The sequence below is a fragment of the bacterium genome (assembly GCA_019695335.1).
Taxonomy (GTDB): domain Bacteria; phylum CLD3; class CLD3; order SB21; family SB21; genus JABWBZ01.
This window is the reverse complement of sequence record JAIBAF010000001.1, coordinates 90169-108901: the sequence shown is the minus strand read 5'-3', so window position 1 is coordinate 108901 and position 18733 is coordinate 90169. Positions and strand designations below refer to the sequence as shown.

21 protein-coding genes are annotated in these 18733 nt (G+C 43.0%); 1 reads left to right on the top strand and 20 read right to left on the bottom strand.

Features of this window, described 5'->3' with window-relative positions; genetic code table 11:
• Positions 1-2: 2 nt before the first annotated feature.
• The 15 genes from K1X84_00520 to K1X84_00450 all read right to left on the bottom strand — a co-directional run bounded on the left by K1X84_00520 (position 3) and on the right by K1X84_00450 (position 12703).
• Positions 3-1265, bottom strand: coding sequence for a DUF58 domain-containing protein (locus K1X84_00520; GenBank protein ID MBX7150090.1), 1263 nt, complete (start codon positions 1263-1265; stop codon positions 3-5).
• A gap of 155 nt (positions 1266-1420) precedes the next feature.
• On the bottom strand, positions 1421-2095 hold the full coding sequence (gene cmk, locus K1X84_00515) for a (d)CMP kinase (GenBank protein MBX7150089.1): 675 nt from the start codon (positions 2093-2095) through the stop codon (positions 1421-1423).
• Positions 2092-2799, bottom strand: coding sequence for an rRNA pseudouridine synthase (locus K1X84_00510; GenBank protein ID MBX7150088.1), 708 nt, complete (start codon positions 2797-2799; stop codon positions 2092-2094). The genes cmk and K1X84_00510 overlap by 4 nt, the downstream gene beginning before the upstream one ends.
• Complete coding sequence (locus tag K1X84_00505; protein ID MBX7150087.1) at positions 2799-3629, bottom strand: hypothetical protein; 831 nt, start codon at positions 3627-3629, stop codon at positions 2799-2801. Before K1X84_00505 ends, K1X84_00510 begins: the two co-directional genes overlap by 1 nt.
• A 44-nt stretch (positions 3630-3673) precedes the next feature.
• Complete coding sequence (gene scpB / locus K1X84_00500) at positions 3674-4402, bottom strand: SMC-Scp complex subunit ScpB (protein ID MBX7150086.1); 729 nt, start codon at positions 4400-4402, stop codon at positions 3674-3676.
• 20 nt (positions 4403-4422) lie between these two features.
• Positions 4423-6135: a segregation/condensation protein A gene (locus K1X84_00495; protein ID MBX7150085.1), complete on the bottom strand. Its 1713-nt coding sequence runs from the start codon at positions 6133-6135 to the stop codon at positions 4423-4425.
• A 1-nt stretch (position 6136) separates the two neighbouring features.
• Positions 6137-7570, bottom strand: a complete 1434-nt coding sequence (locus K1X84_00490; GenBank protein MBX7150084.1) for an aminopeptidase P family protein — start codon at positions 7568-7570, stop codon at positions 6137-6139.
• Positions 7567-8220 carry a DUF3137 domain-containing protein gene (locus K1X84_00485; protein ID MBX7150083.1) on the bottom strand — a complete coding sequence of 218 codons (654 nt, stop codon included), beginning with the start codon at positions 8218-8220 and terminating at the stop codon, positions 7567-7569. The genes K1X84_00490 and K1X84_00485 overlap by 4 nt, the downstream gene beginning before the upstream one ends.
• Before the next feature lie 27 nt (positions 8221-8247).
• Entirely contained in the window at positions 8248-9240 is a 993-nt protein-coding gene (trpS, locus tag K1X84_00480; protein MBX7150082.1) for a tryptophan--tRNA ligase, read from the bottom strand.
• A gap of 164 nt (positions 9241-9404) precedes the next feature.
• Positions 9405-9914: an HNH endonuclease gene (locus K1X84_00475; GenBank protein MBX7150081.1), complete on the bottom strand. Its 510-nt coding sequence runs from the start codon at positions 9912-9914 to the stop codon at positions 9405-9407.
• Between the two features lie 151 nt (positions 9915-10065).
• Entirely contained in the window at positions 10066-10533 is a 468-nt protein-coding gene (locus K1X84_00470) for a nucleoside deaminase (GenBank protein MBX7150080.1), read from the bottom strand.
• Positions 10534-10537: 4 nt separating this feature from the next.
• The gene (locus tag K1X84_00465; GenBank protein ID MBX7150079.1) at positions 10538-10885 is read right to left on the bottom strand and encodes a DUF190 domain-containing protein; all 348 of its coding nucleotides are present in this window, start codon (positions 10883-10885) and stop codon (positions 10538-10540) included.
• A gap of 16 nt (positions 10886-10901) precedes the next feature.
• Positions 10902-11264 (bottom strand): fluoride efflux transporter CrcB, encoded by a 363-nt coding sequence (crcB, locus tag K1X84_00460; GenBank protein MBX7150078.1) that lies wholly within the window; start codon positions 11262-11264, stop codon positions 10902-10904.
• A complete protein-coding gene (gene ubiA, locus K1X84_00455; protein MBX7150077.1) occupies positions 11261-12118 on the bottom strand; it encodes a putative 4-hydroxybenzoate polyprenyltransferase in 858 nt (285 codons plus the stop codon). Before ubiA ends, crcB begins: the two co-directional genes overlap by 4 nt.
• Before the next feature lie 9 nt (positions 12119-12127).
• The gene (locus K1X84_00450) at positions 12128-12703 is read right to left on the bottom strand and encodes a hypothetical protein (GenBank protein MBX7150076.1); all 576 of its coding nucleotides are present in this window, start codon (positions 12701-12703) and stop codon (positions 12128-12130) included.
• A gap of 150 nt (positions 12704-12853) precedes the next feature.
• On the opposite strand from K1X84_00450, the gene xth reads away from it, so the two are divergent.
• Positions 12854-13618: an exodeoxyribonuclease III gene (gene xth, locus K1X84_00445; GenBank protein ID MBX7150075.1), complete on the top strand. Its 765-nt coding sequence runs from the start codon at positions 12854-12856 to the stop codon at positions 13616-13618.
• An 11-nt stretch (positions 13619-13629) separates the two neighbouring features.
• Here the strand turns inward: xth and K1X84_00440 are convergent, their stop codons facing one another.
• From K1X84_00440 to K1X84_00420, 5 genes are all read right to left on the bottom strand, one after another.
• On the bottom strand, positions 13630-14451 hold the full coding sequence (locus K1X84_00440; GenBank protein MBX7150074.1) for a PEGA domain-containing protein: 822 nt from the start codon (positions 14449-14451) through the stop codon (positions 13630-13632).
• Positions 14448-15605 (bottom strand): PQQ-binding-like beta-propeller repeat protein, encoded by a 1158-nt coding sequence (locus tag K1X84_00435; protein MBX7150073.1) that lies wholly within the window; start codon positions 15603-15605, stop codon positions 14448-14450. The genes K1X84_00440 and K1X84_00435 overlap by 4 nt, the downstream gene beginning before the upstream one ends.
• Positions 15606-15761: 156 nt before the next feature.
• Positions 15762-17144: an NAD(P)(+) transhydrogenase (Re/Si-specific) subunit beta gene (locus tag K1X84_00430; protein MBX7150072.1), complete on the bottom strand. Its 1383-nt coding sequence runs from the start codon at positions 17142-17144 to the stop codon at positions 15762-15764.
• Positions 17141-17500: an NAD(P) transhydrogenase subunit alpha gene (locus K1X84_00425; protein ID MBX7150071.1), complete on the bottom strand. Its 360-nt coding sequence runs from the start codon at positions 17498-17500 to the stop codon at positions 17141-17143. The genes K1X84_00430 and K1X84_00425 overlap by 4 nt, the downstream gene beginning before the upstream one ends.
• 51 nt (positions 17501-17551) lie before the next feature.
• A complete protein-coding gene (locus K1X84_00420) occupies positions 17552-18685 on the bottom strand; it encodes an NAD(P) transhydrogenase subunit alpha (GenBank protein MBX7150070.1) in 1134 nt (377 codons plus the stop codon).
• Between the last annotated feature and the right edge of the window lie 48 nt (positions 18686-18733).

Sequence of the window (18733 nt, the reverse complement as noted above, 5' to 3'; positions counted from 1 at the left end):
ACTTATAATAAAGCTTTGGATTTAATTTCTATGTATTGATTGATCACAGCAGCCGTCAGTTCTTCCGGCAAAACATCCAGAACCATCACGCCGTTGGTTTTCAGATAAGCCAGAGCTTCGCGCCGTTCATTGATCAATTCGGCTGTCACAGCTTTTTCAAAAACCGATCCGGCTGAATCGACCGGTTGATTCATAATTTGCGATAACAAGCGATCTTTCATGATCACGCACAACGGTAAATGTTTCGGATACATCATGGCTAAATTTTTAATAAGAATTTGTGAAGCGTATCGATCTAAAACTTCCGTGAAAATGACGATCAGCGAACGGCGTTTTTGTTTAAGTTTGAGAAATTCAAAAGCCCGCCCATAATCGGATTCAACTAATTCGCTTTTGACGTTGTACAATTGATCGGCCATGAGCGCAAGTTGAGATTTATTTTTTTTGGGAGCCAGATAACTTTGGATGGTCTGTGAAAATACCAGCAAGCCCACTCGGTCGTCGCGCTTTACGGAAATATGCGCCAGCATCAGTGCTGCATTGATCGCATGATCCAGTTTTGACAATCCGAGGGCCGTTGTCCCCATTAGCCTGCCTGCGTCGATCAGAATCATTACCTGCTGGCTCCGTTCTAATTGATACTGCATTGAAATCAATTTTCCGGTTCGAGCAGAGGCATTCCAGTTGATTTTTCGGTATTCATCGTCAGGATTATACTCGCGAAGACTTTCAAATTCAGTTCCCAAACCGTATTGCTTAACCGGTCGCATCCCGATTTCGGCTAATTTGCCTCGCATCGACATCAGTTCAAATTTTTTGACCTCTTTATAATTTGGATAAACTTTGACCGCTTGACCTGCATTGTAAACCAATGGCCTCCGGATCAAACCGAAAATCGGACCGTCGCAGGCAACATTGATATGATGAAACATATAATCGCCGCGCTGATCCGGTGTAATACGATACGTCAATTCCTTCCGCTCGCGGCGCTTCAACCGCTCTCTGAAAATCACGTTTCTTAATTCAAATTCATCCGGCGGCTCGTCACGAATCGTTAACGACAGACTCTGCATGGAACGATTTTCGATATCAAGTATGACCGTGTTCGGCACGCCTAACGCCAGCTTGGACGTAACATGACGCGAAACCAGAATCTGCTGATCATTGGGAATTTGAAAAAATTCAATTATACAGCCACAAGCCGTTAGTAGGACGATCCCGATGGATACATACACTGCGACCGGATCGATGACACCATACAACATGCATACTGCCGAAAGAAAAAGCAAAATAATGGTTCGGGAAGTAAACGTCATCGTCAGTTTTTGGAATATTTAAGCTATGAAAAAGTGAAAACGTTGGCTACGGGAATATAGACAAGGAGAAGGTTAAAATCTAAAGCAAAAAAAATTACGGTTATTTAATTACCAAACCGCGTTTTAAAAGTATTTACGACAAAATCCACTTGTTCGTCAATGGTCATGGCTGAATTATCCAACTCAATCGCACCAGCCGCTTTCACAAGAGGACTTTCCTCACGATTTGAGTCCAGTTCATCGCGTGAACGAATATCAGCTATCATATCTTCCAGCGATATGTGAGTACCTTTAGCGGCCATTTCTGTCTGCCGGCGTTTGGCGCGCTCTTCAACGTTAGCCGTTAAAAAGAATTTCAATTCGGCATTCGGAAAAATGACGGTACCGGCATCACGGCCATCGATTACAAAACCACCCTGTTTTCCGATCTCGCGCTGCTGTTTCACGAGAAATTGACGGACTTCGCGTATACTGGAAATTGCGCTGACATTTTGAGTAACGGCAATACTGCGAATATCTTCGGAAACATCACGCCCGTTTAAGAAAGTTTTCTGCGTCCCGTTTTCGTACGTTAATAAAAGCTGTACATCAGGAAGCAAAGCAATGATATCTGCAACATGGCTCGGGTTGATTTTTTTTTCCAATACAGCGAGCGTTATGGCACGATACATCGCACCGGTATCAAGATACGTGTAATTGATTTTTCTGGCTACTTCTCTGGCCGTGGTACTTTTTCCGGAACCAGCCGGACCATCCAGCGTAATGATTATTTTTTTCACGACGCCAAACCAACGATTTTTTTCAACGCATCCACTTCCTGAGGTTTAAGATTTCTCCATTGGCCATATTTCAATTTACCGAGCATCAATGGACCATAACGAATGCGATAGAGCTGGCGCACTTTAAACCCTAGCTTGCGGAACATGCGTTTAACTTGTTTATTTTTGCCCTCGTGGATCGTAATTTCAACCGCTTCTTTGGCTAATTTTTTGGCCTTACACGGCGAGGTTGTGCCGTCGAACAGCCGGACGCCTTTACGCAGAATGATGAGTTCTTTCTCGGTAATACGTTTATTTAAAACGGCAATGTAGGTTTTTTCAACACCAAATTTCGGATGCGTAAGCCGGAAAGATAATTCGCCATCGTTGGTCAGCAACAAAAGCCCTGTCGTGTCATAATCCAAACGCCCTACAGGAAAAATCCGCTCACTGATTTTGATCAGGTCAACAACCGAGTCGCGTCCTTTTTCGTCTTTTACCGTCGTGACGTAATTCAGAGGTTTATGCAATAAAATGTAAATGTTTTTTTGTTTGAGATGAATACGCTTACCATCGACCATGACTTGATCAAGTTCCGGATCCACTTCCGTTGCAAGATCGGACACCGGATGCCCGTTGATCGTCACACGGCCTTCGAGAATAATATCTTCACTGCTTCTTCGGCTTGCCAGTCCGGCTTCAGCTAAAAATCGATTCAGGCGCATCAGAATTTTTCCGCTGAAATTTTACGTTTGTCGTTATTTGCATCAGTATCTACGGTGTGACTGGCCAATGACTTCAGATCGGGTTTTGCGGCCAATGCTTTGGCGTACGAGTCACGCCAACGTAAATTCAGCTCGGCAATTTCCCCGGGTTCACGAATCGATTTAATATGTATGAGGCATTCAGCCAGAATTTCTTTCTGAGTCTCTACATCAAACGGAGCCCCAAACAGCTGGCCAAAAGGAAACCGCACCAGAATGGTTCTCGGCGGCTTAGCATTTTGACAAACAGTTTTAAGCGAACTGACCATGACAGTACTGATCTCGGCTTCTTCGATTTCACGAGCCATCAGTGCCGCCGTCTGGTGTCCAAGCGCGCCTACCGGCGTAATCACCACGACGTCCACGAGGTATTTCTGTAATAATTTAATGATTTTCGGAACGGTATCGTTGATAATCGCCTTCGGATCTTTGGTTTCACCCATCACGCTGAAATGCGATTCGGAAACAGCGCTGATCTTTTTTTCTTTTTCCATCTCCAATAAACGGTCCAAAGGAAAATTGCAATTAAAATCAAGGTTGACTGAATCTTTCAGATCGTAATATTTGTGTGAAATCCTGATTTCTTCCTGTGTAATGATTTTTTTAATTTCACGAAATGACGGATCGCCGTTTTCATCGGCCAAATTAAAATGTTTGGTTTGTTTCCAGGGATACAAGCCGGCTGTTGTGATCAACGCAACTTTGGCTTCTGAAATATCTTTGCTCAAATGTTTCCACGGAGCGTCCTGATTGACTACCCACGTATAATCTTTTAATAATCGGTTTTCCATAACTCACCTCTTACCTTGTTCAGTACAATTGATCATCATTTGAACTATCCGGCATTCTCGTTTTTTTCTTCCGAGGCCTCAGTTGATTGAACGATGTTATCAACCTGCGCTTCCTGATCATTGCCGGAAGCTGATTCAGCCGATACTTCCGTATTGGCTTCTTTTAATTTATTACCGGTAAAATCAAATTCCATTGTTTCGGCAAATTCTTTGTCTTCACGCAAAATGTCTTCGATTTCTTTTAATTTCGGTAATTCCGAAACGGCATCGAGGCCGAAATGCTCGAGAAACTGTTTAGTCGTGCCGAAGAGAAGCGGTTTGCCCGGTGCATCTTCACGCCCGACCACCGTGATCAGGTTTTTTTCCATGAGCGACCGCAAGGTCCAATCGGCATTGACGCCGCGGATCTTTTCGATTTCAGAGCGCGTGATCGGCTGCCGATATGCTACGATCGCCAGCACTTCCAACGATGATTGCGACAATTTTTTCTCAGCTTTAGATGCAAATAACCGTGCAACCCATTTATCATACTGCGGGTGCGTTGCAAATTGAAAACCGCCGGCAATTTTGACAATCCGTACGGCCATGCCGTGTTCTTGGTAATTTTTGTTAAGCACGTCAATCGCCGTCTTAACTGTCGCTTTACTGATCTCTTCACGCTGAATGCACTCGACAATTTTTTCGATTGGCAACGGTTCGGTCGATGCAAATACAATTGCCTCAACAACATGTTTGACGTCAACACCGTCAATAATAATAGGCTCGTAGCTCAAAACCCTTGCATCCTCCTGATTTATTTTGAAAAAATCCGTTTAACAAACGAAACAATTTTCTTAAAAAAGTTTTTTATCACTGAATTTTTCTGAATATTTTCGTCATCAACCTGTTTGGGCTTCGATACTTCCGTTGCAGTTTTTGCTTCGATGGCCTCGAATTCTACAGTATCAATACTCTTCTGTTCGGATGAATCAGTTGTTTGTATTTCGTCTTCAGATTCAATCACGCCTTGACTATCAATTTCTTCAACCATTTTCGGCTCATTTGGCTGCACGGACTCAATATTACTTTCGACGACGCCTTTATGGACCTCCTCTTCAGTAAGATCCGAAACCGTTTGTTCATCTTCAATAACTGGTTGATCGGCGACTTGTTTGGTCAATCCTTCTGGAAAGTACGAGGCCATGATTAATTCTTCTTCTTCCCTGAGTTCATCTGCTTCTTCTTTTTTTCTTTTTTCTTCTTCAAGATCATTCGCCTCTTCCAAATCTTCGATTGCTGATTCTTCCTCGATAAGTTCGTGATTTAAAGCACCATCTGATGTACCGTCATTTACGTTCACAACAGAGTCTTGAATTTCATTTTGAGTTTCTTCATGCTGATCGGCAACCGGTTTAAACATCTTATCATCTTCGATTGACATATCGTGAGTTTGCGGTGCAACGTTATCATCGGAGACAAACTCTTCTTGCAAATCTTCTTTTGCTAGCGTATCTGTTTGAGTGTTTTGTGATAGAATTTCTTCGGTTTGTATTTCATTTTCAATAACCGACGAAGCAATATCAGATTTAGCTTCAATGACTTGCTCGACGCCGATTTGCGTTAATGTATTTTCATTTTGAGGCAAAGCCGACTCATCTTCAATCAGCACCTCTTCATGGGAAACATCTGCAGAAATCGGTTGTTCTGAAAGCTCCACTTCAGGAGAAATTGTTGTAATATCCGTTTCAGCAACATCCGCATCTTCCTGAGACGCTAGTTCCGGCAATGCATCATCTTTGAATTCAGAAGCTTTGTAAATCCAAATATCGTCAAAAATCGACGCCTGCCGGATGGCAATATCTCCTTTTTTTACCAAATCTAAAAGAGCCAGGAAGGTTACGACGATTTCTATTTTATCCATGGCTTCGCACAGTTCCGTAAAAAGATAACAATTGCGATCACGGAAAAAATCCATGATATACTGAATCTGCTGCTCAATCGTGACATTGAGGCGCTCGACGCGATGAAAAAACGGTTTCGGTTTTTTCTCCATCGCTTTTTTGTAAGCGGTCAATAAATCAAAAAACGAAATATCCTTTAGCCCGATCGCTTCCTCTTCGTTTCTCGGCAGTAAATCAAAATTAAAATACGTACGGCGATAAACTGTTCGCCAATACTCATCCAGTTCTGACAACGTTTTGGAGGCTTCTTTAAATTGACGGTATTCGATCAGACGGCGGGACAACTCCTCGCGCGGATCCATCATTTCTTCTTCTTCCTCTTCGGAGGGATCGGGCGGGAGCATCGATTTCGCTTTGATGCGCATCAACGTTGCCGCCATCAGAATAAACTCGCTCGCAATATCGAGATTTAAATCCGTCATCAATTGCAGATATTCCAAGTACGATTTGGTAATCCGTGAGATCGGAATATCGTATATATTCAGTTCATCTTTCCGGACGAAAAAAAGCAGAAGATCCAGCGGGCCTTCGAAATTTTGTAGTTTTATTTTGTAAGCTTGCGACATATTATTTTTCGTAATCCAATGGAATATTGCCGATTCCTTTTTTCTTCATCAACGCTTCAATTTCTTTCGGCTCACGCGGCGCTTTTTCGCTTAAATTAATTGCGCCATCGGTCGTTATCAAAATATCATCCTCGATACGCACACCGATATTCCACCATTTTTTATCGACCGGGCTGCCTTCCGGAATATAAATTCCGGGTTCAACAGTCGTGAAATATCCCGGCGAAAAGTCTGTTGCAAATCCCTGAGGATCGTGAACGTTCAGGCCTATGGAATGCATATATCCGTGCAAGGTATACCGTTTGGCTTCTTTACGATCTTTAATTAATCCAAGATCGAGGAGGCCATTCTCCAGCACTTCCGTAATTTTAGCCGAAACTTCTCCGTAGTTTGCTCCGGGTTTGATCATTGTTATTCCGGCTTTTTGTGCATTCAGCACTATCTGATAAATGGCCAATTGTTCTGTAGAAAATTTTCCGTTGACCGGAAACGTGCGTGTGACGTCGGCCGTATAGCCATGATATTCCGCCGCCATATCGATCAGCAGCAATTCACCGTCTTTCATCGGTTTGCGGTTAGGACGGTAATGCAGAATAACGCTATTCTCACCGGCGCCGCAGATCGAACCGTAGCCCTCATGCTCGGAACCGTTTTTTGTAAAAATGTACTCCCCGACCGCCCGTGCTTCATATTCGAACATTCCAGGCTCGGTGCTTTTCATCATTTGTATATGTCCGTCCACTGAAATTCCGATCGCTTTTTTGAGCAATTTAATTTCATCTTCCGTTTTGATCGAGCGCATTTCGTTAACAATAGGATCGATGTCATGAAATTTTCTATCGCCGGTTTGATCGCTCCGGTATTTCAAGAGTACTTCAGTCATACGCTTCAATGGCTGATGTTCGATAGCTGTATAAATGTCAGGCAAATATACGTTATCTAGTTTTTTATTGGCTGACAATTGCGTCGTAATTTTTTTGAAAATCAATGCGAAATCATCATTAACAAAAGCCGTATCTACTCCCAGAATTTGCATTGTCCCGCTAGTTCCGAATCGGCGGCCGTTACGGGTTTCCTTATCTAAATCACGCGGATTGACGAATAACACCGAAAAAATTGGTTTTCCTCCATCGGCCAACCGGATACCATCCGGTATAAACATAAAAGCACAGTCTGACTCCTGCATACCGGTAAGATAATATATATTGTTATTATATCGATAGTTGTAATACGAAGCTTCGCTGCGAATCCGCTGTTCCGAAGCTAAAAGCAAAACCAAACTATTAGGCAACAGTCGTTTGGCCAATTCGGTACGGCTGCCCTGGTGAAATTCTTTAGTCAACAAATCAGTATCGTAAACTTTGGGAATGCTTAACTCCTGACCCGTTGCCAAATGACAGGCCATAAAAATTAGTAAAAGACAAACTATTCTCATCGCCAATGCCCCCGTTGAATTTCTTCGACGCGATCGGCCAGATCGCACATAAAATTAATTAAAGTTTCGAGCTTCTCTCCAAAAGAGCTTGAAGCCAGTGTATTCGCCGCTTCATAGTAAAATTGCTGGCCGTTTAATTTAACGCCGAAAGCCGTATACCGTTCGGCCATTTCAAGAAACTGTTGCTTGATCCCTGGAGAAAGAAAATTGGTCACCATCGTCTCATTATTTGATTTGATAATAAATTCCTTATCAAATATTTCATCGCCGATTTGAATGTCTTGCATCCCAAGCTTGGTAGCCAGCGTCGTAAAAAAACCTTGTTCGAAAATATTGAATTCAAAGTTAGCCGAATTATTAACGCTGATTGTGAAAGCGGTGTACGTCGTGGTGGAACGATTTTTACCGCAGCCTGACGTTCGTGTGAACATGTATACTCTTAAAGCGTGTTTGCGATAATTCCCTGACAAAGAAGGAAATCCGCCGAAATACCCTTGCGGAATCTGTGCCGGGCATCCGAGCTTTTCTGCAAATACAGCAAAATTTTCACGCAACTTTTGTTTTTGCCTGATACCAAAAAGGAAAATTAATACGGCTATGCCCAGAAAAAAGAATACAAAAAAAGGAATTATTAATTGTTCAATATTCATACCGAAATCTTGGACTTCTGTTCAAAATCACACGAGGCGCATAGCGTGACGTACTTTTTGCAAAGTCCCGGAAGCAATCTCGCGAGCGCGATCCGATCCTTCTTTGATAATTTTTTCAACACCGGATCGATTGCTTTCCAATTCACGACGCTTTGCTCTGAACGGTTCAAGTTTTATAGCAATTTTTTCGCCCAGATTTTTCTTGCAAGCTACACATCCTAGTTCGCCGGTACGGCAAGTAGCTTCAATCGCGGGAGCCTCGTTATTGTTAAAAACTTTATGATAGGTGAAGACCGAACATATTTCCGGCCGGCCGGGATCGTTTTTTCGCAATTTTTGCGGATCGGTCACCATTTTTTTTACTTGAGCCTGGATGGTATCGTTGTCGTCGGACAGGTAAATGCAATTGTTCAGACTTTTACTCATTTTCATATTGCCGTCAACGCCCGGCAATCGGGGCGTGGGCGTGAGCTTGTGCTGAGGTTCCGGAAATTGATATCCATTGGCGCCGTATAAAAAATTAAAACGACGGGCGATTTCACGGCTGATTTCAATATGCGGTACCTGATCCTCGCCCACCGGCACCGTATCCGCTTCATACACAAGGATATCCGCCGTTTGTAACACAGGATATCCCAAATGCCCAAAATCAATTTTCATCATATTTTCATCGGTCGTTTCATCGATAAGCCCCATGGCACGGGCTTGCTCCTTCACCGTCGGATTACGGATCAACCAAGGCGTCGGCGTGATCATCGACAAAAGCAAATGCAATTCCGCATGTTCTTTGACGTGGGATTGCACCATGATAATGCTCCGTGCCGGATCGATACCGACGGAAATCCAATCTACGGCCGTATCAAAAATATTTTCCTGCAACGTGGACGTGTCTTTGTAGCCCGTCGTGAGCGCATGCCAGTCAACAATTCCGTAAATCGTTTCGTATGAATCCTGAAGTTTAACCCAGTTCTCCAAAGCGCCAACTAAGTGACCCAGATGCAATTTACCGGTCGGGCGCATTCCGCTAAAAATCCGTGGCAATTTTAAATAGTCCTTTCCTTAGAATTCGTTGAAATCAAACAACCATAATGAAATAACGAGGGAGAATATTCCGGAGTGAAAAACTCTAACTCAATTCGCTCATATTGTTGATGTCTCGTGCGCAAAACGTTGCCGATCTATAATTAAGCCATAAATAAATAAGGCTTCCATCGAACATCCGTTGTATACGCGTGGCTTTGGATGAAGCTGAGATGATGCGGTTTACGGGGTTTGGACAGCAACGGCATCGCGGCCTCTTCAGGCGTTTGATCGCCTTTTTTATTATTGCATTGAATGCAGGCCGTCACCAGGTTCTCCCACGAATCCTTACCGCCCCGAACTTTTGGAATTATATGATCCACCGTCATCGCTCGCGATTTCGTTCCGCAATATTGACATTGAAAAGCATCCCGCTTCAAGATGTTTTTCCTGGACAACATAATTCCTCTTTGACGACGATGAACGAAATCACTCAATCGGACAATGCTCGGATAAGGAAATGATTGTGAAATCGAGCAAATAGCCTTGCCTTCCATCACTTCGATAATTTCCGCTTTACCTAGGAAAATGAGAATAATCGCCTTCTTGACATGGCAGATAGTCATCGGCTCATAGTTCTGATTTAATACGAGCACATGCCCGCCCAACGACATACAAAAACCACCAATGCTTTCGGTTAGTTAACGGATAAAAAAACTGTAAGTTACTGAAAAAAAAGATACATCAAAAAGATACGTATGTCAAGAGATGTTTTTTAAATAAGACCCGATAAATGTTGATTTTAAGGCCATCGACAGGCATCCGTTATTTCCAATAACGCCGGTACCATTCCGCGGCCTCATCTTCCAATAAAGGCCCGATTACTTCAACTTTTCGCCCGCCGGTTGCCAACAGCGTACGGCATGGAAGCGTTAGCCCAATGGATTTTTGTGATTCGCCGACTATTTCATAAAAACGCTCGTTGCTGAGCCCGTAAACCAAACGTCCAATACCGCTCCAATAGATCGCCGCGGTACACATCGGACAAGGTTCGTGGCTGGCAAACACCGTACAAGAATTCAAAAAATTAAAATCAACGGATTGCCGAAGGCTTTTAATAAGGTTGACTTCAGCGTGTCCTAGAGGATCATTGTCTGTAACAACTGTATTTTCGGCTTTTGCAATCACTTGACCTTTTGCATCAACCAAAATTGATGCAAAAAGAAGGTTCCCGTTCAACTGTGACTGGCGGGCTAATGTAAACGTTTGACGAAGTAGTTCAATATCGTCCATACTATCAACGTTTGGGGGTATATTTAATAATTTCGGCTTTTTCAAGTGTCATCAGTACACCGCAATTTGCATCATAAATGAGCTTATCCAATTCAGGCAATGCCAACCTGATTTTTTCTTCAGTATCGACAATCTCGATCACGATCGGCAAATCTTCGGACAATCGTAGTATTTTGGCCGTGTGCACTCTCGAATTAGCTCCGAATCCTTCGATGCCCCGTAAAACCGTCGAACCGGCCAAACCGAGTTCTTTTGCTTTGAATACAATAGCTTCATAAAGCGATTGATTGCCGTATTTATCCAATTCTCCGACAAAAATCCGGAGCAATTTTCCTTCACCCTCGATTTTCATACGTTTTTCTTCATGATTATTTAATCAAAAAAAATCCGAACCACACTGCCAATAATCCGATGATCATACTGCCAATCATATTGACCATTGCAAAGAAAATTTCACCGTCACGAAACAACGCAAACGTTTCATATCCAAACGATGAAAAAGTGGTAAACCCGCCGAGCAAACCGATGGTTAGAAAAACTCGCCATTGTGAATCGATGATAAATTTTTCCGACGCTCCGGCAAATAACCCGATAAGAAAACATCCCAAAACATTAACGATAAATGTTCCATAAGGAAACGAGGCGTCTGTAAATCGATACACTGCACCTTGTAACGCGTAACGGCTGACTGCGCCAATACCTCCGCCTATAAAAATAAGTAAGTAATTCATATCCAATACACGTCGCACGCGGTTACAAGGAAATATAAAACGCTGATGATTCCATTCATATTCATAAAAGCAATATTCACTTTCGACAGGTCGTGCGGCTTGACTAAAAGCTGTTCATACAAAAGCATAGCGCCAATTACAATAACGCCAAGGAAATATAACCATTGCAAAACAAGAAAATACCCGACCAGTATCAACAATGAAAAAGATAACAAGTGAAATAATCGCGAAATCCAAAGCGCATTGGAGATTCCAAATGTTTTAGGAATGGAAAATAATCCGGTTTCTTTATCAAATTCATAATCCTGACACGAGTAAATGATGTCAAACCCGGCAACCCACGCCAGTACAGCGCATCCGAGCATAAACGCAAACCAATTCCATTCGCCGCTTAATGCGATCCACGCCCCTAAGGGTGCGACACCAAGCGCAATGCCCAGAAAAACATGCGACCAGGATGTAAATCTTTTAGTCAGAGAATAAAACAGTACGATCGCCAACGCCAACGGTGACAGATAAAAACATAGCTCATTTAAAAAATAAGACGCTACTATCAACAATCCAGCCGACAAAGTGACAAACAATGCGGCTGTACCTTTCTCAATTACGCCACGCGGAATTTCTCGATTGGCCGTTCTTGGATTTTTTGCATCAAATGAAGCATCGACGATTCTATTAAATCCCATGGCGGCTGTTCGCGCACCGACCATCGCCATAACAATCCAAAATATTTTTTCGATGCTCAGAGGATGTTCGCGTGACGCCAACACCGCTGATGTGAGCGCGAACGGCAGGGCAAAAATCGTATGAGAAAATTTGATCATCCTGCCAAAAACAAGAAGTTTTGAAATCATAAATTGGATTTAAAAATTGAATTCTTTTTGAATGGATTGACGAAATTCATCAAAGGAAGTTTTTGGAAGGCCATGACGCAGCGCTTCATTCAAATAATGGCGGGACTGGATTTCATCGCCGCGAAATAAAGCCAGCACGGCATAATATTTGAAAGCCAGTGTATATTTCGTATCAATAGTCAATGCACGTTTTAAATGATTTTCCGTAGAGTCCAATTCTTTTTTATGTAAATAGGCTATCGCTAGATACGTCAGTGCTACGGCTTCTACTTTAAAGGAATAAAGACCCGACGAAAAAAACATCAGCCATTTCAGTAACGGCACAGTTTGTATTTTTTGGAGAAAACTATTAAATAATTCGATTGAACGATCGTATTTACCGCGTATTAATTGTTTTTTGCCTCTGAAAAAATCCCTCCAGAAATATTTGACCAAACGGCCCGGCAACAGGAAAATCACGGCCAAGAACAATAACTGATAAAACTCCAGTTGGTAATTGGTCACCAGGTAAGCAAAGGCGGAAAGCAAAACAAGCCAGATAATAAAATATAAAACGCGGTTGCGTGCAACGCGATGCTGAAACATAATGGGTCGTGGTTAAAATAACGTAAAAGAATAAGAATAAAATTTATTCATATCAAGAGAGAAAGTCCGGAAAAGTTTACCTTGAATGATTTAGCCCGTTCTCTTAAATTGCGTGCGCAAATTTTTATTTATCTACTTCGGAACGGACTTATGAAAATTCTCTCATGGAATGTGAACGGATTGCGCGCCGTAGCAAAAAAAGGTTTTTTCGATTGGTTACAAAAAACTGATCCCGATATCATCGGTATGCAGGAAACCAAAGCTCAGCCGGATCAATTGGATGAATCTTTACTGAAACCCGATCATTATCACGCCTACTACCACTCGGCACAAAAAAAAGGTTACAGCGGCGTGGCGACATTCAGCAAAATTGAACCGAAAAAAATTCAATACGGGTTCGGAATTGAAAAATTCGACTCTGAAGGCCGTGTATTGATGACCGATCATGATAATTTTATTTTATTTAATATTTATTTCCCTAACGGAAAAAAAGATCAAGAACGTCTCGATTATAAAATGGAATTCTACGAAGAAATTCTCAAACACTTCGATGGCTTAAGATCACAAGGGAAAAAACTTGTCATTTGCGGCGATTATAATACGGCTCATAAAGAAATCGATATCGCACGCCCGAAGGAGAACGAAAGAATTTCCGGATTTTTGCCAATTGAACGGGCGTGGATGGACAAGCTCGTCGAACATGGCTACATCGACACTTTCAGACAATTTAATAAAGAAGCGAATCAGTACTCGTGGTGGGATTTGCAAACGCGTGCGCGTGAAAGGAACGTAGGCTGGAGGATCGATTATCATTTTATTTCTGATAACCTTTTGCCTCATCTCAAAAACGCGTGGATAATGCCGGAAGTTATGGGCTCGGATCACTGCCCGGTTGGTATCGAGCTTGAATTCTGAGCCGATTTCATTTATTTGGCCTTCAGAAGCAAATAGACGGCGGCTCCAAGATTGATCTGCAATCCGATAAAACCAATGGTAGAATAACGGTCGTATTTTTCAGTACGATTCTCAAGTTTTGCCTGCAGCTCGCGATCCCCTGTTCGCCGGGCTCTTTTCGCTTTTTCAAACGAATTATCTGCTTTGTTTTTATAATAAGCTGCAAATCCGCCCGATGTAATTCCCAAAATCGCTGTAATAATCAACCAATTTTTGTTTTTCCCAATCCCCCGTTCTTTCCATTCTACAGTCTTGAATTCATTATCATGGCGATTGGATGCGTAGGGATCTTTTGGAGTCAACGTTATCAAGATAGAATTCTTTTGAAGAACTGAATCCGTTACAAAAAAACTAAAATCATCGTATCCTGATTTTTGTAATACAAGCGATTGATTCTTGTATTGTAATAATTCAAGCGGCATCGGCGTATTCCCGAGTGAAATTCCGCCGGCTATAACCGAAGCGTCGTGTGGATAGGAATTGACGAGAGTTAGAATCGGAAATTCAATTGCCAAGGTTATTGTTTCATTTGCACGAACTTCTACGCTACGGAAGAAATCGGTCTGAAGATAATCAAAACGGCGCGGATTTTTGACCACGATCGAATGTAAACCTGGCGAAAGCATGACTTGATAAGGCAAATCACGGGCGTGCACACTGTCATCTATTATGGCGCCTGCAACCGGTATTGAGGAAGTCAAAATCACCACGCCTTTTCCTTCATCCTTTTGCGACCATAAAACGGTAGGACAAACGGAAAATAAAAAAATAATATGTAGTAATTTTTTTGTCATTTCATTCCTAATCCTGCCGGACGAAACGCAAACACGTTATTGTTCTCAGCTGCAATAAAAATATAATCACCTAAACGGGCCGGATTGGTCTTGATCCGACCATTGGTCTTGTATTGCCATTCGGCAAGCCCGGTAGTTGAATTAATCGCATAAAAAACTTTATCCTGTGATCCGACGAAAACATACGTCGGAGTCACTAACGGTGCCGTACTAATCACACCATTCGTTTTAAATTGCCAATCCACGGCTCCATCGTTTTTGTTGAGCGCATATAAATAACCGTTCGTTGAACCAACATAAACTCTGTTGTTGTCCGTCGATGCCGAAGCAAAAATATTTCCCGGTAAAGGATTCTCCACTTTAAATTGCCATTTCACCGAGCCATCGGATAAATTAAGCGCGTAAAAATTACCATCCGTAGTTCCTACAAACACATACGGATCATCAATCACTGGTGCGCTTTGGACAGGACCGTCGGCTTTGAATGCCCAGTTTAATTGCCCGGTATAGCGATTCAGCGAATAAACTGTTCCGTCGTCACATCCAAAAAAAACGTTAACGGTATGAACGCTTGGAGACGATTTGGTCGGTTTTTTAAGAGAGTATTTCCACTTCACGCTGCCGTCGCTTAAATTGACACAATAAAAATTTTTATTTTGCGATCCGACATAGATATAGTCATCGGCGACAAGCGGATTCGATTCAATAGCACCGAGATCTTTAGCATAGGTATGTTTTCGTTCCATCAAATTGTAAGCAATGAGCGTATTTTTACCATTGCTTAAGCCGTAAACGGCTGAATTACCGGTTAAGCACATGCCTGCCGACGACGGGTGCGTATACCGAATCCGACCGATGATCTTCCCATTGCTCATCCAGACAGCATACATGCGGCCATCCAATGTTCCAAAATAAATAATGCTGTCTTTAGCAGCAATGGCCTCATTGACAGCAGAAGAAACAGAAATTTTCCACGCTAATTCCAGCGGAGGCTGAATGGGTGTATTGCGGAAACCGGTCCGGCCTGCATTTCCGCCCATGTTGGCCCAACTTTCAGTTTGAGTCTTTCGGTAATACCGGCCAATACCAATGCTGCCGCTCGTTCCGCACGACGCGAAGATGGCTGCAACGATTATCCATGTAAAATACTTCATAAGTTAAGTAATGTAATACGGAATGATTTCATGAGCAATGAAATATTGATAAAAGCTCTGTTTCGATCAATGCCCAATATATGTCACGAAAAAAAACTCTTAGTCATCATTTATGACTAAGAGTTTTTCATTCAAAAGCTATTCGTAAATAAAGCGCTAATGACTTCCTTTGAATTCATTAACCAACGACTGGATACTGGCTTTTGCATCGCCAAAAAGCATCCGAGTATTTTGTTTAAAAAATAAAGGATTATCAACCCCGGCAAATCCGGGATTCATCGAACGTTTTAGAACAATAACAGTACGGGATTTATCGACATCGATAATCGGCATCCCGAATAACGGGCTGCTCTTATCTTCTCTCGCTGCAGGATTGACTACGTCGTTAGCGCCAATGATCACACTTACATCGATTGTTTCCATCATAGGATTGATCGCATCCATTTCCATCAATTGATCGTAAGACACATTCGCTTCTGCCAATAATACATTCATGTGACCGGGCATACGGCCTGCAACCGGATGAATCGCATAACGCACTTCGCATCCTTTTTTCTCCAATAGTTCGGCCAGCTCACGTACGGTATGCTGTGCCTGCGAAACTGCAAGCCCATAACCGGGTACAAATACAACGGATGATGCGGCCTCCAAAACCAAATACGCATCGCTTGCACTCATCGGTTTAACTTCGCCTTGTATTACCTGGCCTTGTCCTGCCGTCGTCGCGCCAAATCCGCCGAAAAATACATTAGCCACCGAACGATTCATAGCTTTACACATAATGATCGTCAGAATGATCCCGCTTGCTCCGACTAAAGCGCCGGCTACAATCAGAAGGTTATTGATCACAACAAATCCCGATGCGCACGCGGCCATCCCTGAATAACTATTCAACAAACAAATTACAACCGGCATATCGGCGCCACCGATGGGTATCACGAGCATGATGCCCAGAAGCAATGATAAGACAACCATTGCAATATAAATCTGGTACCCTGAACCGGGTTCCATCGTAAATAAAATGCCGCCCAGGACGATTAATGCAACAATAGATCCATTGACGATATGCTGACCTTTGAATACCACGGCTTTGCCGCTGATAAATTTTTCTTCCAACTTCGCCCATGCAATGACACTACCTGAAAAAGTTATGGCACCAATCATCAGTGTTAAAAAAATGACAAACGCTCGGTAATGGCTCGTTTCAGGCATCAGGTGATATTCCGCCCAACTGACCAGTAAACTGGCCAATCCGCCGAAACCATTAAGCAATCCAACCATTTGCGGCATACCGGTCATCGGTGTCATGTAGGCTAATAAAATGCCTACGAGAGAACCAGCTGCGATGCCCCCCAATAGCCACGTAAAAGAAATGACTTCCGGCAGCATGACGGTTACAATGATTGCCGCTGTCATACCAATCGCAGAAATAATATTTCCTCGGCGTGCATTCTGCGGCGACGTCATCATCTTAAATCCGAGGATGAAGGTAATTGCCGAAAAGATGTAGACTAAATTAACCAACGTTTCCGTTTTCATGACTTGCCTCCTTTCGCTGCGCCGTCTTTTTTCTTGAACATGTGCAGCATGCGATCCGTCACTAAATAGCCACCGACCACGTTGATCATTGCAAATCCGACTGCAAAACCTCCCAGCATCATGCTGATTTCATGTCCTTCGCCAAGTCCCGCTGCTATCATCGAACCGAGAACCGTGATTCCTGAAATGGCATTCGATCCGGACATGAGCGGTGTATGCAATAAAGAGGGAACTTTTGAAATCACTTCGAATCCGAGAAAAATTGAAATCACCAAAATAAATAAAAAAAATAGTAATACTTCGTCGCTCACTTGATGAGCGGCCGGGTCTCCGGCTTCACCGGCCAATACCGGCATCGCCGAAAATATAATTGTTAAAATAAGAAGCAGTATGCGCATAGTATCTCCCTATTTGAAAATATTTTTCAAAGTTTCACTGAAAATTTGGCCATCGTATGTTGCCAACGCGCTCTTAAGAATATCATCATTGGGATCAAGCTTGAAACTTTTTGTCGCATCGTCCCAAAATTCGAGAATTAAACTGGTCAAATTACTTGAATACATTTGACTGGCGTGCACAGCAACTTTTCCCGGAAGGTTTTGGATTCCCAACACTTTAACATCGTTGAAATCCACTTCTTTACCCGGTTCCGCTCCCTCAACGTTGCCACCGCCTTCGATGGCAAGATCGACAATGATCGATCCCGGTTTCATTCTTGCAATCATATCCTTGGTAATAATGATCGGCGCTTTTCGGCCAAAAACTTGCGCTGTTGTGATCACAACGTCGGACAATCCGCATTGCTTAGTCATCGCTTCGCGTTGCTTGGCCAATTGTTCCTGTGTAAGTTCCTTAGCATAACCGTCTTTGGTTTGACCGGTCTCACCCAGATCCACTTCGACAAATTTAGCACCTAGCGAACGCACTTGCTCGGCCACAACCGGCCGCGTATCAAAAGCATCAACACGGGCGCCGAGTCTTTTGGCCGTCGCAATGGCTTGTAATCCGGCAACGCCGGCACCGATGATAAATACGCGCGAAGGATTGATCGTACCGGCCGGCGTCATCATCATCGGAAATATTTTATTAAGCCTTTCCGCCGCGAGAATCACAGCAACATAACCGGCAAGACTGGCCTGCGAACTCAGTGCATCCATCTTTTGGGCGCGCGTCGAACGCGGTATCATTTCCATACAAATGGAATGAATGCCTCCATCGGCCAATTTTTTAACCAAATCTTTTTCAGTAAACGGATCCAAATAGCTGACGTGAATAGAATTTTTTTTCAGCCATCCTATTTCTGCAACGGCGGGTTTTCGTAACCGTAAAACAATATCCCCTGAAGCGATCATACTTTTGCGATCGGTTGAAACAGATGCACCGGCTTGAATATAATCCTGATCAGTATAATTAGAGCCGATTCCCATGCCTGTTTCTATTTCAATCTGAGCGCCGCGTTTGACAATTTTCGCCACATCGGGCGGTATCATCGGCACTCGGCTTTCTCCCGGGAACGTTTCCTTAGGTATGACGATTTTCATAAACCTCCTTAACATAAAATAAGGACAGCTACCGGTGGGTACGAGTAA

Excerpts from the sequence above, each read along its gene's own strand:
- K1X84_00520 (MBX7150090.1), bottom strand. The coding sequence starts at position 1,265 with ATGTTGTATGGTGTCATCGATCCGGTCGCAGTGTATGTATCCATCGGG.
- K1X84_00510 (MBX7150088.1), bottom strand. The coding sequence starts at position 2,799 with ATGCGCCTGAATCGATTTTTAGCTGAAGCCGGACTGGCAAGCCGAAGA.
- K1X84_00505 (MBX7150087.1), bottom strand. The coding sequence starts at position 3,629 with ATGGAAAACCGATTATTAAAAGATTATACGTGGGTAGTCAATCAGGAC.
- K1X84_00495 (MBX7150085.1), bottom strand. The coding sequence starts at position 6,135 with ATGTCGCAAGCTTACAAAATAAAACTACAAAATTTCGAAGGCCCGCTG.
- K1X84_00490 (MBX7150084.1), bottom strand. The coding sequence starts at position 7,570 with ATGAGAATAGTTTGTCTTTTACTAATTTTTATGGCCTGTCATTTGGCA.
- K1X84_00485 (MBX7150083.1), bottom strand. The coding sequence starts at position 8,220 with ATGAATATTGAACAATTAATAATTCCTTTTTTTGTATTCTTTTTTCTG.
- trpS (MBX7150082.1), bottom strand. The coding sequence starts at position 9,240 with ATGCGCCCGACCGGTAAATTGCATCTGGGTCACTTAGTTGGCGCTTTG.
- K1X84_00475 (MBX7150081.1), bottom strand. The coding sequence starts at position 9,914 with ATGTCGTTGGGCGGGCATGTGCTCGTATTAAATCAGAACTATGAGCCG.
- K1X84_00470 (MBX7150080.1), bottom strand. The coding sequence starts at position 10,533 with ATGGACGATATTGAACTACTTCGTCAAACGTTTACATTAGCCCGCCAG.
- K1X84_00465 (MBX7150079.1), bottom strand. The coding sequence starts at position 10,885 with ATGAAAATCGAGGGTGAAGGAAAATTGCTCCGGATTTTTGTCGGAGAA.
- crcB (MBX7150078.1), bottom strand. The coding sequence starts at position 11,264 with ATGAATTACTTACTTATTTTTATAGGCGGAGGTATTGGCGCAGTCAGC.
- ubiA (MBX7150077.1), bottom strand. The coding sequence starts at position 12,118 with ATGATTTCAAAACTTCTTGTTTTTGGCAGGATGATCAAATTTTCTCAT.
- K1X84_00450 (MBX7150076.1), bottom strand. The coding sequence starts at position 12,703 with ATGTTTCAGCATCGCGTTGCACGCAACCGCGTTTTATATTTTATTATC.
- xth (MBX7150075.1), top strand. The coding sequence starts at position 12,854 with ATGAAAATTCTCTCATGGAATGTGAACGGATTGCGCGCCGTAGCAAAA.
- K1X84_00440 (MBX7150074.1), bottom strand. The coding sequence starts at position 14,451 with ATGACAAAAAAATTACTACATATTATTTTTTTATTTTCCGTTTGTCCT.
- K1X84_00435 (MBX7150073.1), bottom strand. The coding sequence starts at position 15,605 with ATGAAGTATTTTACATGGATAATCGTTGCAGCCATCTTCGCGTCGTGC.
- K1X84_00430 (MBX7150072.1), bottom strand. The coding sequence starts at position 17,144 with ATGAAAACGGAAACGTTGGTTAATTTAGTCTACATCTTTTCGGCAATT.
- K1X84_00425 (MBX7150071.1), bottom strand. The coding sequence starts at position 17,500 with ATGCCGGTATTGGCCGGTGAAGCCGGAGACCCGGCCGCTCATCAAGTG.
- K1X84_00420 (MBX7150070.1), bottom strand. The coding sequence starts at position 18,685 with ATGAAAATCGTCATACCTAAGGAAACGTTCCCGGGAGAAAGCCGAGTG.